This is a genomic window from Burkholderia ambifaria AMMD, assembly GCF_000203915.1.
Classification (GTDB): domain Bacteria; phylum Pseudomonadota; class Gammaproteobacteria; order Burkholderiales; family Burkholderiaceae; genus Burkholderia; species Burkholderia ambifaria.
In genome coordinates this window covers 588,297-601,291 of sequence record NC_008391.1, presented here as the reverse complement: position 1 = coordinate 601,291, position 12,995 = coordinate 588,297, and the positions used below count along the sequence as shown (strand labels likewise).

12 protein-coding genes are annotated in these 12,995 nt (G+C 68.2%); 7 read left to right on the top strand and 5 right to left on the bottom strand.

Features of this window, described 5'->3' with window-relative positions:
- Positions 1-62: 62 nt before the first annotated feature.
- Complete coding sequence (locus BAMB_RS18820; protein ID WP_041491455.1) at positions 63-365, top strand: DUF4148 domain-containing protein; 303 nt, start codon at positions 63-65, stop codon at positions 363-365.
- A 145-nt stretch (positions 366-510) separates the two neighbouring features.
- Here BAMB_RS18820 and BAMB_RS18815 read toward each other — a convergent pair whose 3' ends face one another.
- Positions 511-1,458 carry a LysR family transcriptional regulator gene (locus BAMB_RS18815; RefSeq protein ID WP_011658752.1) on the bottom strand — a complete coding sequence of 316 codons (948 nt, stop codon included), beginning with the start codon at positions 1,456-1,458 and terminating at the stop codon, positions 511-513.
- Positions 1,459-1,649: 191 nt separating this feature from the next.
- On the opposite strand from BAMB_RS18815, the gene BAMB_RS18810 reads away from it, so the two are divergent.
- Positions 1,650-3,830 (top strand): FUSC family protein, encoded by a 2,181-nt coding sequence (locus BAMB_RS18810; RefSeq protein WP_011658751.1) that lies wholly within the window; start codon positions 1,650-1,652, stop codon positions 3,828-3,830.
- A gap of 169 nt (positions 3,831-3,999) precedes the next feature.
- Positions 4,000-4,212 carry a hypothetical protein gene (locus tag BAMB_RS18805; protein ID WP_011658750.1) on the top strand — a complete coding sequence of 71 codons (213 nt, stop codon included), beginning with the start codon at positions 4,000-4,002 and terminating at the stop codon, positions 4,210-4,212.
- A 159-nt stretch (positions 4,213-4,371) separates the two neighbouring features.
- Here the strand turns inward: BAMB_RS18805 and BAMB_RS18800 are convergent, their stop codons facing one another.
- Together BAMB_RS18800 and BAMB_RS18795 are read right to left on the bottom strand one after the other, a co-directional pair.
- Positions 4,372-5,481 (bottom strand): DmpA family aminopeptidase, encoded by a 1,110-nt coding sequence (locus tag BAMB_RS18800; RefSeq protein ID WP_011658749.1) that lies wholly within the window; start codon positions 5,479-5,481, stop codon positions 4,372-4,374.
- A gap of 64 nt (positions 5,482-5,545) precedes the next feature.
- Positions 5,546-6,952: an APC family permease gene (locus BAMB_RS18795; RefSeq protein ID WP_011658748.1), complete on the bottom strand. Its 1,407-nt coding sequence runs from the start codon at positions 6,950-6,952 to the stop codon at positions 5,546-5,548.
- A 183-nt stretch (positions 6,953-7,135) separates the two neighbouring features.
- Here BAMB_RS18795 and BAMB_RS18790 point away from each other — a divergent pair, with 183 nt between their 5' ends.
- Positions 7,136-7,936, top strand: coding sequence for a helix-turn-helix transcriptional regulator (locus BAMB_RS18790; protein ID WP_011658747.1), 801 nt, complete (start codon positions 7,136-7,138; stop codon positions 7,934-7,936).
- 18 nt (positions 7,937-7,954) lie between these two features.
- Here the strand turns inward: BAMB_RS18790 and BAMB_RS18785 are convergent, their stop codons facing one another.
- On the bottom strand, positions 7,955-8,332 hold the full coding sequence (locus tag BAMB_RS18785) for a nuclear transport factor 2 family protein (protein WP_006754380.1): 378 nt from the start codon (positions 8,330-8,332) through the stop codon (positions 7,955-7,957).
- Positions 8,333-8,621: 289 nt separating this feature from the next.
- Here BAMB_RS18785 and BAMB_RS18780 point away from each other — a divergent pair, with 289 nt between their 5' ends.
- The 3 genes from BAMB_RS18780 (at position 8,622) to BAMB_RS18770 (ending at position 11,294) form a co-directional block, all read left to right on the top strand.
- A complete protein-coding gene (locus tag BAMB_RS18780) occupies positions 8,622-9,506 on the top strand; it encodes a LysR family transcriptional regulator (RefSeq protein WP_041491454.1) in 885 nt (294 codons plus the stop codon).
- 174 nt (positions 9,507-9,680) lie between these two features.
- On the top strand, positions 9,681-10,613 hold the full coding sequence (locus BAMB_RS18775; protein WP_041491453.1) for an AEC family transporter: 933 nt from the start codon (positions 9,681-9,683) through the stop codon (positions 10,611-10,613).
- Between the two features lie 306 nt (positions 10,614-10,919).
- Complete coding sequence (locus BAMB_RS18770; RefSeq protein WP_011658744.1) at positions 10,920-11,294, top strand: COG4315 family predicted lipoprotein; 375 nt, start codon at positions 10,920-10,922, stop codon at positions 11,292-11,294.
- Between the two features lie 162 nt (positions 11,295-11,456).
- Here the strand turns inward: BAMB_RS18770 and BAMB_RS18765 are convergent, their stop codons facing one another.
- Positions 11,457-12,974, bottom strand: coding sequence for a CoA-acylating methylmalonate-semialdehyde dehydrogenase (locus tag BAMB_RS18765; RefSeq protein ID WP_011658743.1), 1,518 nt, complete (start codon positions 12,972-12,974; stop codon positions 11,457-11,459).
- Positions 12,975-12,995: the final 21 nt, after the last annotated feature.

Here is a 12,995-nt window from a genome sequence, read left to right as displayed (position 1 = left end):
GATGGTTCGGATCGCACACCGATCGCCGAACCGGCCTCACACCCCGTCTACAGGAGAACATCGTGAAATCGCTCGTCGTTACCGCCGCCGCTGCCGTCCTGCTTGCCGCACCGGTCCTGTCGTTCGCGCAGTCCGCCAGGTCGCCCGTCACGCGCGCGCAGGTGCTGCAGGAGCTCTATGACCTCGAATCGGTCGGCTACAACCCGGCGCTCGGCGACGTCGGCAACTATCCGGACGACATCATGGCCGCGCAGGAGCGCCTCGCGGCAAAACGGCTCGCCGAGCACAAGGCCGTGCAAAGCGGATATGGCCCGGCCGGTGCGGGCGCAACCGAATCGGGCGTGGCAGCGAAGCCCGCGCTGTGAATGCATACGGTAACGCCACGCCCGCATGACGCTTGGCGTGCGGGCGCGGCGGCTGTCGCGCGAACCGGCCCGTGATGACGCGGCCGGACAAACAGCGCGCCGTCCGGCACGCTGCCATTCTGTTGCTTTCCGTATTCGCCCGCCGTCACGCGGCCTGCGGTTCGCGATCGATCGCGTTCAGCATCTCGACGTCGCGCGCGATCATCCCTGGCACCTGCGCCCGCAGCATCTCGACCCAGGTGCGCACCTTCGCATCGACGAAGCGGCGCGACGGATACAGCGCATACACGTTCATCTTCTGCAGGATGTGATCGGGCAGCACGCGCACGAGCGTGCCGTCGCGCAGCGCATCGATCGCCGAATACAGCGGCAGCATGCCGATCCCGATGCCGTCGCGGATCGCGAGCGCGAGCGACTCGGCCGTATTGGTCTGCACCGGCCCGGCGACATGGATCTGTTCGACCCCCTCAGCGCCTTCGAGCACCCATTCGTGAGTCGGGAAGGCCGGCGTGCAGAGCGTCAGGCATGCGTGCGCGCCGAGATCCTGCGGGCGTGCGGGCGCGCCGTGGCGCTTCACGTACTCGGGCGACGCGCACAGGATGCTGAAGGTCGAGCCGAGCAGGTGCGACACGAGTTCCGAATCGGGCAGCGACGACGCGGTTACGACCGCCATGTCGCTCGTGCCATCGAACAGGTCGGGCATGCGCTGCGACAGCGACAACTCGATCGACACGTCGGGATACTGCGTGTGATAGCGCGTCAGCGCGGGCATCACATAGTGATGGCCGACGCTCGCGAAGCTGTGCATGCGCAGCACGCCGGCCGGCCGCTCGTGCGCGCAGCTTGCCTCTTCCTCGGCGCGATCGACGTCGGCGAGGATCTGCCGGCAGCGCCGAAGATAGCTTTCGCCGGCCGACGTCAGCGCGAGACGGCGCGTCGAGCGATTCATCAGACGGGTGCGCAGGCGCGCCTCGAGCTCCGACACCGCGCGCGACATCGCGCCCGTCGTCGAATTCAGCGATTGCGCGGCTGCGGTGAAACTGCCCGTCTCGACGACGCGCGTAAACACCCGCATGTTTTGTAGGGTATCCATTCGTGTGAACCACCTGTAGCGGAGCCGCCATTTTCCTCCAGTGGAGGCGACAGATTGTTACGCGGCCTGCAACTATCGTTTCCCCGTAGCTGCGTTAATGCCCGCGCGCCGCGCTCCTACAATCGGCGCCTCATCAGTCGAACGGACCCGTCCGGACGCGCCCGCGACACCGCACGCGCCCTTTCCTTTTCATGAAGCCACAACCTGCCGAGCGACCTTCCATCGAACCCGCACGATGGAGCGCCTGGCTCGATCCGCTCGGCGGCGCCGCGCGCGATTGGGCCGTGAGCGACGGGCTGATCTGGCTGCACCTCGCCAAAACCGTGTTCGCCGCGCTGCTCGCGATGGGCATCGCGATGCGGCTCGAGATGTCGCAGCCGCGCACCGCGATGACGACCGTGTTCGTGCTGATGCAGCCAATGTCGGGGATGGTGTTCGCGAAGAGCTTCTATCGCGTGCTCGGCACGGCGGCCGGCCTGGTCGCCGCGCTCGCGCTCGGCGGGCTGTTCGCGCAGCAGCCGGAGCTGTACATGGCCGGCATCACGCTGTGGATCGGCGCCTGCATCGCGCTCGCGGTGCGCAACCGCCACTTCCGCTGGTACGGGTTCGTGCTCGCCGGCTATACCGCCGCGCTGATCGGCCTGCCGGCGGTGATGACACCGCAGACGCTGTTCCAGTCCGCGCTCACGCGCGCCGCGGAAGTCGCGCTGGGCATCGCGTGCTCCGGCGCCGTCAGCGCGCTGATCCTGCCGCTCAGCTCCGCGAAGGCGCTGATGCGCTCGCTGAGCGCCCGCCACGTGAAGTTCCCGGCCTTCGCGGCCGGCGCGCTGTCGGGCGAGCTCGCGCGCGGTGATTTCGAGCGGCGCTTCGCCGATTTCGTCGACGAGATCGTCGGCTTCGAGGCCAATCGCGCGTTCGCGTCGTTCGAGGATCCGCACATTCGCGCGCGCAGCCGCCGGCTCGCGCGGCTGAACAGCGAGTTCATGAACGCGTGCACGCGCCTGCATGCGCTGCATCAGCTCGTCAAGCGCTTGCGCGCGAACCGCTCGGACGCCGTGCTCGACGCGCTCGCGCCGCATGTCGACGGGCTCGCGCGGCACATCACCGCGTTGCGCGACGAGCGGCAGCGCGGGATCGCGTCGACGACCGGCGCGCTGCTGGAACTGCGCCGCTTTCACGGCGCGTTGCCGAAGGCTGCCCGCGCGTCGCGCCGCGCGCTCGAGGATCACGCGGCCGGCGGCCTGCTCGACTTCGATACCGCGATCGAGCTGACGTATCGCTTCATCGGCGAGTATGTCGGCTATGCCGACACGTACGCGTCGCTCGACCGCGACGATCATGCGTTCGAACGCTCGGTCACGCGCTACGCGGTGAAGACCAATTCGTTCTTCGTCGGCTTCGCGTTCCTGCGCACGCTCGTCGCCGTCGGCGCGATGAGCGCGTTCTGGATCGCGTCCGAATGGCCGAGCGGCTCGCTCGCCGTGATCGCCACCGCGATCGCGTGCGCGCTGAGCTCGACCTCTCCGCGCGCGTCGAAATTCGTCGCGCAGATGGCCGTCGGCGCGGCGTTCGCGACGGCGGTCGGCTATGTGTTCCTGTGCTACGTGTATCCGAACATCGACGGTTTTCCGCTGCTGTGCGCGGCCCTCGCGCCGGTGCTCGGCCTCGGCGCGTTTCTCGCGATGCGTCCGGGGCTGTCCGGTTACGGAATCGGCTTCGCGGTGTTCTTCTGCCTGCTCGCGGGGCCCGACAACGCGATCGCGTATACCCCCGAGGTGCTCGTCAACAACGGTTTCGCCGTCGTCATCGCGATGCTGGCGTGCTCGATCGTGTTCGCGGTGGTGTTTCCGACCCACATGCCGTGGCTCACGTCGCGCATCGCGCACGATCTGCGCCGCCAGGTCACGCTCGCCTGCGAAGGCTCGCGCGAGGGCCTTGCGGCGCGCTTCCAGTCGAGCACGCACGACCTGATGGCGCAGCTGCGCACGCTGCTCGTCAGACGCACGCGACAGCATCGCGACGCGCTGCGCTGGATGCTGTCGACGCTCGAAGTCGGCCACGCGGTGATCGACCTGCGCGACGAGCTGCACGGTTTCTGCGAATCGAAACCGCCGCAGACGACGCGCTGGACCGTGTCGGTCGATGCGGTGCTGCACGAACTGCCGCGCTTCTTCGACGATCCGACGCCGGTCCACCACGCGCGCACGCTGAAATCCGTGAACCTGGCGATCCGCGCCGCGCAGCACACGCTGCATGCGTGGTACGCGGTGCCCGCTGAGCGCCACCGCATGCAGCGCATCGTCGGCTGCCTGCACTTCATGCGCAGCGCGCTGCTGGACAAGGACGCGCCGTTCAACCGCCACCGTCATTGATCGACGACGGCGATAGATGCGCGATCGATGTGCGATCGATGTGCGCGCAACGTCATCCTTGTTCCGATTGGAAATAAGCTCTGCACCCGCGGCGATTAATCTTCAAGCAGTGCGCGCCTATAGTTTCCTCACTGCCAGCGAGACTGGCACTGACCCAGGAGAAACTCAAATGAAGCCGCTGCACCTCGCCCTCGTTGCCCTGTCGCTCACCGCCGCTGTCGCGCACGCGCAGCCCGCGCCGGCCGACCATGCGCAGCAACCGGCGAACCGCGCCGAAGCCGTCCAGGCCGCCGGTCGCGTCGATCGTGCGCAATCGAAGCAGGAAGACCCGAACGCATGCGTGGGCCCCGTCAGCTTCTGCAACGTCTACTTCGGCAGCTGAGCATGACGCCGCGTCGTCACGGCCAGGCTTGCCGCGCACGCATCGCATGCCTCACACGCATCGCATGCGCGCGCGCACGACGCGCCGGCCGCTCGCCGCAACGATCACCGCAACGACCCTGCCCGCCACGCCGCTTCGATTGAAGCGGCGCATCGCGTTTCACGCGCCGCGTCCCGGCCGCCACCCCACTTCGCGCAACGCATCCAGCAAGCGCGCGTGCCCCAGCCCTTCGACCCGCGCGCCGCGCGATTCGACGTCGTTCCCCGCGACCAGCGCATTCACGATCGCTTCCTCCACCGCTTCCGCCGCGGCCGCGAACAGCGCCGAGATATGGTCGTTGTTCACCATCGTCACGGCCGTCGTGGGCGCACCCTTGCTGCCGTAGTTCGCGGCCGGCAGACCGTCGTTGCCCGTCGCAAACGCGAGGAAGATGTCGCCGCTCGAATCCTCCGTGCCGCCGCCGACGCGAGCCAGCCCGACGCTCGCGCGCTGCGCGAGGCGCGTGCACTGGTGCGGCAGCAGCGGCGCGTCGGTCGCGATCGTGACGACGATCGAGCCCATCCCGGCTTCGCCTCGCGCATCGGGCGCGCGGAACGGCGAATGCACGTGCCGCAGCACTTCGCCGACCGGATAGCCGGCCACGCGCAGCATCTCGCGCACGCCGTAGTTCGCCTGCACGAGCGCGCCGACGGTCCAGCCGCCCGCGTCGGCCACGACCACCCGCGACGCGGTGCCGATGCCACCCTTGAACTCGTGACAGATCATCCCCGTGCCGCCGCCGACGCCGCCCTCGGCAACAGGCCCGGACTGCGCCGCGGCCAGCGCACGCTGGACGTGCGCGGCATTCACGTGCTGCCCCCAGATGTCGTTGAGCAGCCCGTCGTAGGTTTCCATCACGACCGGCATGCACCAGTACACGCGGCCGGCCGCCGCTTCGCGTTCGTTCGCGACCAGCGCATCGCGCACCGCGCCGACGCTGTGCGTGTTCGTATAGGCGATCGGCGTCGTCAGCAGCCCGGCTTCGCGGATCCATTCGAGCCCGGTCGCATCGCCGTTGCCGTTCAGCACGTGGACACCCGCGAAGCACGGCGAATCGTGCGCGGCGCCCGCGCGCGGCTCGATGACGGTCACGCCGGTGCGGATCGATGCGTCGCCGTTCTCGACGTTCAGCGTGCAATGTCCGACCCGCACGCCCGGTACGTCCGTGATCGCGTTGAAGCGGCCCGGCGTGCCGAGTCCGATGCGGATGCCGAGATCCCTCGTTCGCATGATGCATGTCCTCCCGTGTTTCATTGGTTCGGTGTTTCGGTATGCGAATGTTTAGATGCGGCGTTCAGAGCGCGCGGAACGCGTCGCTGTGGCGCGCCCACACCGCATACATCACGAGCGCGGCCACCAGCAGCGCGCCGATGATGATGAGGTCGGTCGACTTGGTCGCCGTCGCCAGCGTCGTGTAGAGCGTGTACGCGGCACCCGCGACCGCGACGAGCGGCGTCACGGGCCACAGCGGCATCCGGTAGTGATGTTCGACGTCGCGGCGCACGAACCGGCTCGCCAGCGCGGCCAGCCCGACGACCAGATAGATCAGCAGCAGCAGGTCGACCGTGAACGCGGTCAGCTCGTCGAGGCTCGACACGAACACCAGCCCCGACGACGGCACCGCCAGTGCGAGCGTCGCGAGCCACGGCGATTCGAAGCGCGGATGGATCGTCGAGAACGCGCGGTTGCAGGTGCGCGACCAGAGCGCATGCCGGCCGCTGCTGTACAGCAGGCGCCCCATCGTGATCACGATCGCGATGATCGCATTGAACACCGACAGGAAGATCCCGCCGCTGACCACGCGCGATACCACCGGGTTGCTCAGCGAACGCACGACATAGCCGATCGGGTCGGCGCTCTTCGTCAGCTCCGTCAGCGACGGCGCGCCGAGCACGATCGCGGTGAGCGGGATCAGTTCGACGACGAGGATCACCAGCAGCGAATAGATCACCGCCTTCGCGACGTTGCGGTTGCCGCCGCGCAGGTCTTCCGCCAGATACGCGGCGGAGCCGAAGCCGTTGTAGCAGAAGATCGCCGTGCCGATCGCAGGCACGATCGCCGCGAACGTGGCGGGCACCAGCGCATTGCCGCTCGCGACGACCGGCGCGACCAGCACCTCGGCGCCACGATGCGGCGCGCCGAAGCCGAGCCCCGCGATCAGCATCAGCACACCGATCTCGACGACGAGAAACGCGCCCGTGATCCACGCATTCGTCTTGATGTTCAACATGCCGAGCACATAGCTGAGCAGCACGATCGTCAGCGCGACCGACTGGTTGCCGAAGTGCGTGCCGAGCGCGTTGTTCAGGTACGGCGCGGCGCCGCTCGCGAGCACGGCCGGGATGAACACGCTGACGGACAGCACCGTGATGAAAGTCAGGTAGCCGGGCAGCGTGCCGAACACGCGCTTGGCCATCACGTACTCGCCGCCCGCGCTGCGGTGCGCGGCGCTGAGTTCCGCGTAGCAGAGCGCGAACGCGAGCGCGAGCACGCCGCCGAGCAGGAACGACAGCACCGCGCCGCTGCCGGCCTGCTGGATCGCGAACGGCGCGATCACGAAGATCGAGCTTGCTGGCGTCACGCCCGACACGGTGATCATCACCGCATCGCGCACGCTGAGCGTCTGCGACAACGCGCGCGGCGCGTCTTCCGTGGCAGGCGTCGCTTGCAGCGTGCCCGTCGATTCCGACATCATCGCCATTTCGTTCTCCTGTGCTTGCGGCCTTTCCGCCCATGCATGACGCCTGCGCGTTTCATGTGCGGACGGATCCTTTGCGCCGTTTTTTTGAACACCCATACTCGGGCCCGATTGATTGCGTGGCAGTCTAGGAAGCCAAATTCAGGACCGCTATTCCCCCTTCGTGTTACGCCCTCCGGTGGTGGTATGGATCGACTCTTCTCCGAAATCGCGATGCACCAGGCGCTCGGCCGCGCAATCGATCATCTCGGCCAGCCGCGCTTCTGGCGGTTCCTGGTGCTGCTGCTCAACGAAATGGCGCCGTTCGACAACGCGCTTGCGACGGCGATCGGCCGCGACGGCGTGCCGCTCGTGCTCGACGAATACGACACGGGCGGCACCGACAGCGCGTCGCCGGTGCCGCTTTACCTCAACGGGTTATATCTGCTCGATCCGTTCCTGCAGGCCGCGCACGACGGGCTCGCCGACGGCTGCTACCGACTCGAGGAAGTCGCGCCCGACCTGTTCCGGCAGAGCGAGTATTTCCTGAGCTACTTCCGCGATGCGGTCGGTGACGACGAAATCCAGATCCTGCTGCGGCCGAACCCCGACCTGCTGCTGTCGTTGTCGCTCGGCGCGGCCACGCGCTTCGACGTCGAGCCGCTCGGCAAGCTGACGGCCGCGATGCCGTGGGTGCTCGCGGCGATCCGTCAGCACTGGCGGCTGGTGGGCGATGCCGCGCGCGCGACGCCCGACGACGATCTCGGCGCGCGCGTCGAGCAGGCGCTCGCGCGCTTCGGCGCGGGCGTGCTGACGGATCGCGAGATGTCGATCGCGCGAATGGTGCTGCGCGGCAATTCGTCGAAGGCGATCGCGGAGCGGCTCGCGATTTCACCGGAGACGGTGAAGGTGCATCGGCGGCATCTCTACGCGAAGCTCGGGATCTCGTCCCAGCCGGAGCTGTTCTCGCGGTTCATTCAGGCGCTGGGAGAGCATGCGGCGGGGTAAGCATGTCGATGCGCGCCGTCAACGACCCGATTCGATGAACCCGCCATCGGGCGCCTGGTGCGGCACATACCAGCCGAAATACACCTCGGCCTCGACGATCCGCCCGCCGCGCACGCGCAATCGCTCCGCGTTCCGGAAGCGCCGGCCGGCGCTCGTTTCGGCTTCGTACACGACGAACACGTATTCACCGTGCACGGCAACATCGACGAAGTCGAAACCGGCGAGCATCGCGCTGTTCGGCCAGCAGCGCGCCAGATACGCGTCGCGGTCGAGCCGGTTGTCGAGCGGGCTCGTGAAATGGAAGTCCGGCGCGATCAGCGCTTCGATCGCGTCGCGGTCCTTGTCGACATACGCGCGATAGCTCGCGCGTGCCACATCACCGGGGTCGTCAGGCATCGTTCCCTCCGCGAAGAACCGGGACGACGCGACGGCCCGCGTCGCCCCGATGCATCGATGAAACACGTACGGGCGGCCCGCGCCGCACCGCACCACGCATTCCGCGTCGGCCAGCCGATGCCGCGGTTGCCCGTTTGCGCACGCACGGGCATGATGTCCGCCGGCGTGCGGGCTGCGTCCGCGCGCCTGCGCGGCCATTGGTGCCGCGATCGGCGTGCCGTCCATGCGCCGCCGCCGGCATCATCGAGCAATCCGCGTGCCGGCCCCGGCCGCCCACCTCACCGAGTCCATGTCACTACGCGCATTCAGAACGCTGGTCGCGATCGCCCGATACCGGACCTTCGCACGCGCCGGCGAGGCGATCGGGCTCACGCAGTCCGCCGTGAGCCTGCAGATCAAGGCGCTCGAAAGCGAATACAACGTCCAGTTGTTCGACCGTTCGCGCCGCCAGCCGGTACTCACCGAAGCCGGCAACATTCTCGTCGCGCAGGCCGAGCAGGTGCTCGCGATGGTCGACCGAATTCCCGATGCGCTCAGCGACGAGAAGAAGCTCGTCGGCCGCCTGCGGGTGGGCGCGATCCAGACCGCGCTGTCCGGTCCGCTGCCCGATGCGCTGCTCGCGCTGCGCGACGCGCATCCGTCGTTGCGCGTGCACGTATCGGCCGGCATGTCGGCCGAACTGGCGAACCGCGTCGCGGCCGGCGAACTCGACGCCGCGATCACGACTCGCCCGGTGCGCCCGCATCCGGCGGAACTCACGTGGACCACGCTGTACGAAGACCGCTTCTGGCTGCTCGCGCCGCCGCACTACGCGGAGCGCGACGCGCGCACGCTGCTCGAGGCGCTGCCGTTCATCCGCTTCGACGCGCAGGCGTGGGCCGGCCGGATGATCGCCGCCGAGCTGCGCCGCATCGGCGTGCGCGTGCGTGAGGAGATGGTGCTCGACAGCGCGGAAACGATCGCACGCATGGTCGCGCGCGGGCTCGGCGCGGCGATCGTCGCGCTGCCCGACTCGACGCTCGCGCGCCTGCCGCCCGTCACGCGCTTGCCGTTCGGCCAGCCGCAGATGGGCCGCGCGGTCGTGCTGCTCGAACATCGGTCGCGCCCGGCCGAGCGTTTCGCGCGTGCGCTGGGCGCGGAAATCACCGCGTCATCGATGAGAATTTCTCATTGAACACCCGATAATTAACCATTATTCCTGCTTCCTCCGCGTGTTTAACTTGGCAGCATCGTCACTCTTCGGATTGCACGCCGCCATGTTGCCCGCCGGATGGATCCCCGCTTCGCTCCGCTGCTGCGCCTGCCGGCCGTCCCGCCTGGCCCATCCCATCCACCTGAAGGCGCGCCGATGATCGGCCCGATCCTGCTCGCGCTCGCGCCGGTCGCGCTGCTGGTCGCGTTCGGCCACGGCCTGCGGCGCACGGGCTTCATCGGCGATGCGTTCTGGCCGCATGCCGAGCGGCTTTGCTACTACGTGCTGCTGCCCGCGCTGTTCGCGCATGGCCTCGCGAATGCGCGGCTGCAATCGTTGCCCGTGTTGCCGCTCGCGGCGGCGCTGGTCGGTTCGACCGTGCTCGTCGCGGCGCTGCTTCTGCTGGTCCGCCGGTTCGTGCAGGTGGACGGCGCCGGGTTCACCTCGGTATTCCAGGGTGCGGTGCGTTTCAACAACTATGTCGGCACGGCGCTCGCCGCCGGACTGTTCGGCGCGCACGGGATCGCCCTCGCGGCCGTGTGCGTCGCGGCGATCGTCCCGACCGTGAACCTGATGTGCGTGCTGGTGTTCGCGCGCTATGGCGAAACGCGGCTCGGCTCAGGGGCGCTCGTGCGCCAGATACTGTCGAATCCGCTCGTCGTCGGCTGCGCGCTCGGGATCGCGATGCAGGCCGCCGGCGTCGGGTTTCCGGCCGCCGTCGAACCGGCCGTGCGCGCACTCGGCGCCGCGTCGATGCCGCTCGGCCTGCTGTGCGTGGGTGCGGCGCTGAAATTCGATGCGGCACGCGCATGGATGCAGCCGATGTGCATCGCATCGGCCTTCAAGTTCCTGGCGATGCCGCTCGTCACGCTCGCGGCCGGCCGCTTGTTCGGGCTCGGCGATGCCGCGCTGACGATCGCGCTGCTGTTCCAGGCGCTGCCGACGTCGTCCTCGTCGTACATCATGGCGCGCCAGCTCGGCGGCGATGCGCCGCTGATGGCCGGCATCACCGCGTTCCAGACGATCATCGCCGCGCTCGCGATGCCGGCCGTGCTGACGGCGCTCGCGTCGGCGCCGGTGTTTCGCTGACCGCCCGGCACAGGCGCGCGCAACGAAACCGCAATCGCCGTTGAACGGGCCCGAATCCGCCCGCCGCGCGCAACCGCCGCCCCGTTGCGCGGGCCCTACGCGCTGCCGATGCGCCCCCGGCTCTTCTCGCAGCCCTGCCAAAAACCGCCTATGGTGAATGAATGGCGTCCGTTCAGCCGCCATTCGACTCCCCGTCGCTCGCACCGGCTGACACGGCGCCGTGTTCCGGCACCATTCCCCGCGATCGTGCGCACGCCCGGCCGTGCACGCGATTCGCGCCGCCCACCGGACTATAAGGAGGTACCCATGAAAGCCGTGCTGCTCGTCAGTTCCGCCGTGCTCGCCATGGCGTCCGTTTCAGCTTCGGCTCAAGGCTCGATCACCAAAGTCGAAAACGGCGCGCTCGTCGCAGCCAACGGAATGACCGTCTACGCATTCGACAAGGACAAGCCCAACGCCGGCACCAGTGCCTGCTCGGGCCCATGCGAGACCCTCTGGCCGCCGTACAAGGCCAGCGCGACCGACGTACCGGCCGGCCCCTACACGATCGTCAAGCGTGACGACGGCAGCCCGCAATGGGCGTACAAGGGCAAGCCGCTGTACTTCTTCTCGAAGGACATGAAACAGGGCGATCGCAACGGCGACAATTTCAAGAACGTGTGGCACGTGGTCGCTCCATAAGCGTTCGTTCCACGCGTTGCGTGTCGGCACGGCCGCGGCACGCGTAAAAAAGCCTGCTCCGATCGCGGATCGGGGCAGGCTTGGGCATGCTTGTGCCGGCTGCATGGCAGCACCCGCCGAGCGGCAGGCACTAAGTGCAGCCGGAACGAGCGTCAGCGGGCATCAGCGGTTCGACGGGAAGCTGAACACCGTCCCTTCGCGCACGCCGGCCGACGGCCAGCGCTGCGTGATCGTCTTGCGCTTCGTGTAGAACCGCACCGCATCCGGGCCGTACGCGTGCAGGTCGCCGAACAGCGAGCGCTTCCAGCCGCCGAACGAGTGGTAGGCGACCGGCACCGGCAGCGGCACGTTGATGCCGACCATGCCGATCTGGATGTTGTCACTGAAGTAGCGCGCAGCTTCCCCGTCGCGCGTGAACAGGCACGTGCCGTTCCCGTATTCGTGCGCATCGATCAGCGCCATCGCGTCGTCGAGCGACTTCAGGCGGATCACGCCGAGCACCGGCCCGAAGATCTCGTGCTGGTAGATCGGCATACCGGGCTTCACGTGATCGAACAGGCACGGGCCGAGGTAGTAGCCGCCGTCGTGGCCGTCGACCTTCACGCCGCGGCCGTCGACGACGAGCGTCGCGCCCGCTTCCACGCCGGCTTCGACGAAGCCCGTCACCTTGTCGAAATGCTGCTTCGTGACGAGCGGCCCCATGTCGACACCGGCACCGTTGCCCGGGCCGACCTTCATCTTCTCGATCTCGGCCTTCAGGCCTTGGACCACCTTGTCGCCCGTTTCATCGCCGATCGCGACGACCAGCGGAATCGCCATGCAGCGCTCGCCGCACGAACCGTATGCGGCGCCCATCAGCGCGTTCACCGCGTTGCCGATGTCGGCGTCGGGCATCACCACCGCGAAGTTCTTCGCGCCGCCGAGCGCCTGCACGCGCTTGCCGTGCGCGCAGCCGGTCGAATAGATGTATTCGGCGATCGGCGTCGAGCCGACGAAGCTCACCGCCTTCACGCGCGCGTCGGTCAGGATCGTGTCGACCGCCTCCTTGTCGCCGTTCACGACGTTCAGCACGCCCGGCGGCAGGCCGGCCTCGAGCGCGAGCTCGGCCATGCGCAGCGTCGACGACGGCGTGCGCTCGGACGGCTTCAGCACGAACGTGTTGCCGCACGCGACGGCCATCGGCCACATCCACAGCGGCACCATCACCGGGAAGTTGAACGGCGTGATGCCGGCGGCCACGCCGAGCGCCTGGAACTCGCTCCACGAATCGATCGCGGGGCCGACGTTCTTGCTGTGTTCGCCCTTCAGCAGCTCGGGCACGTAGGTCGCGTATTCGACGTTCTCGATCCCGCGCTGCAGCTCGCCCATCGCGTCGGCGAGCACCTTGCCGTGTTCGGCGGTGATCAGCGCGCACAGTTCGTCCGCGTGCTCCTCGAGCAGCGTCTTGAAGCGGCTCATCACGCGGGCGCGCTTCAGCGGCGGCGTGTTGCGCCACGCCGGGAACGCGGCCTGCGCGGACGCGATCGCGGCTTCGACGGTCAGCTTGTCGGCGAGCGCGACGCTCTTGTGCGATTCGCCGGTCGCCGGGTCGAACACCGGCTGCACGCGGCTGCCGCCGTCGACGCGCTTGCCGTCGATCAGGTGGCCGACGGTGGAGGTCACATTGCTGTCGTGTTTCATTGTCTGGCTCTTTCGTGAATT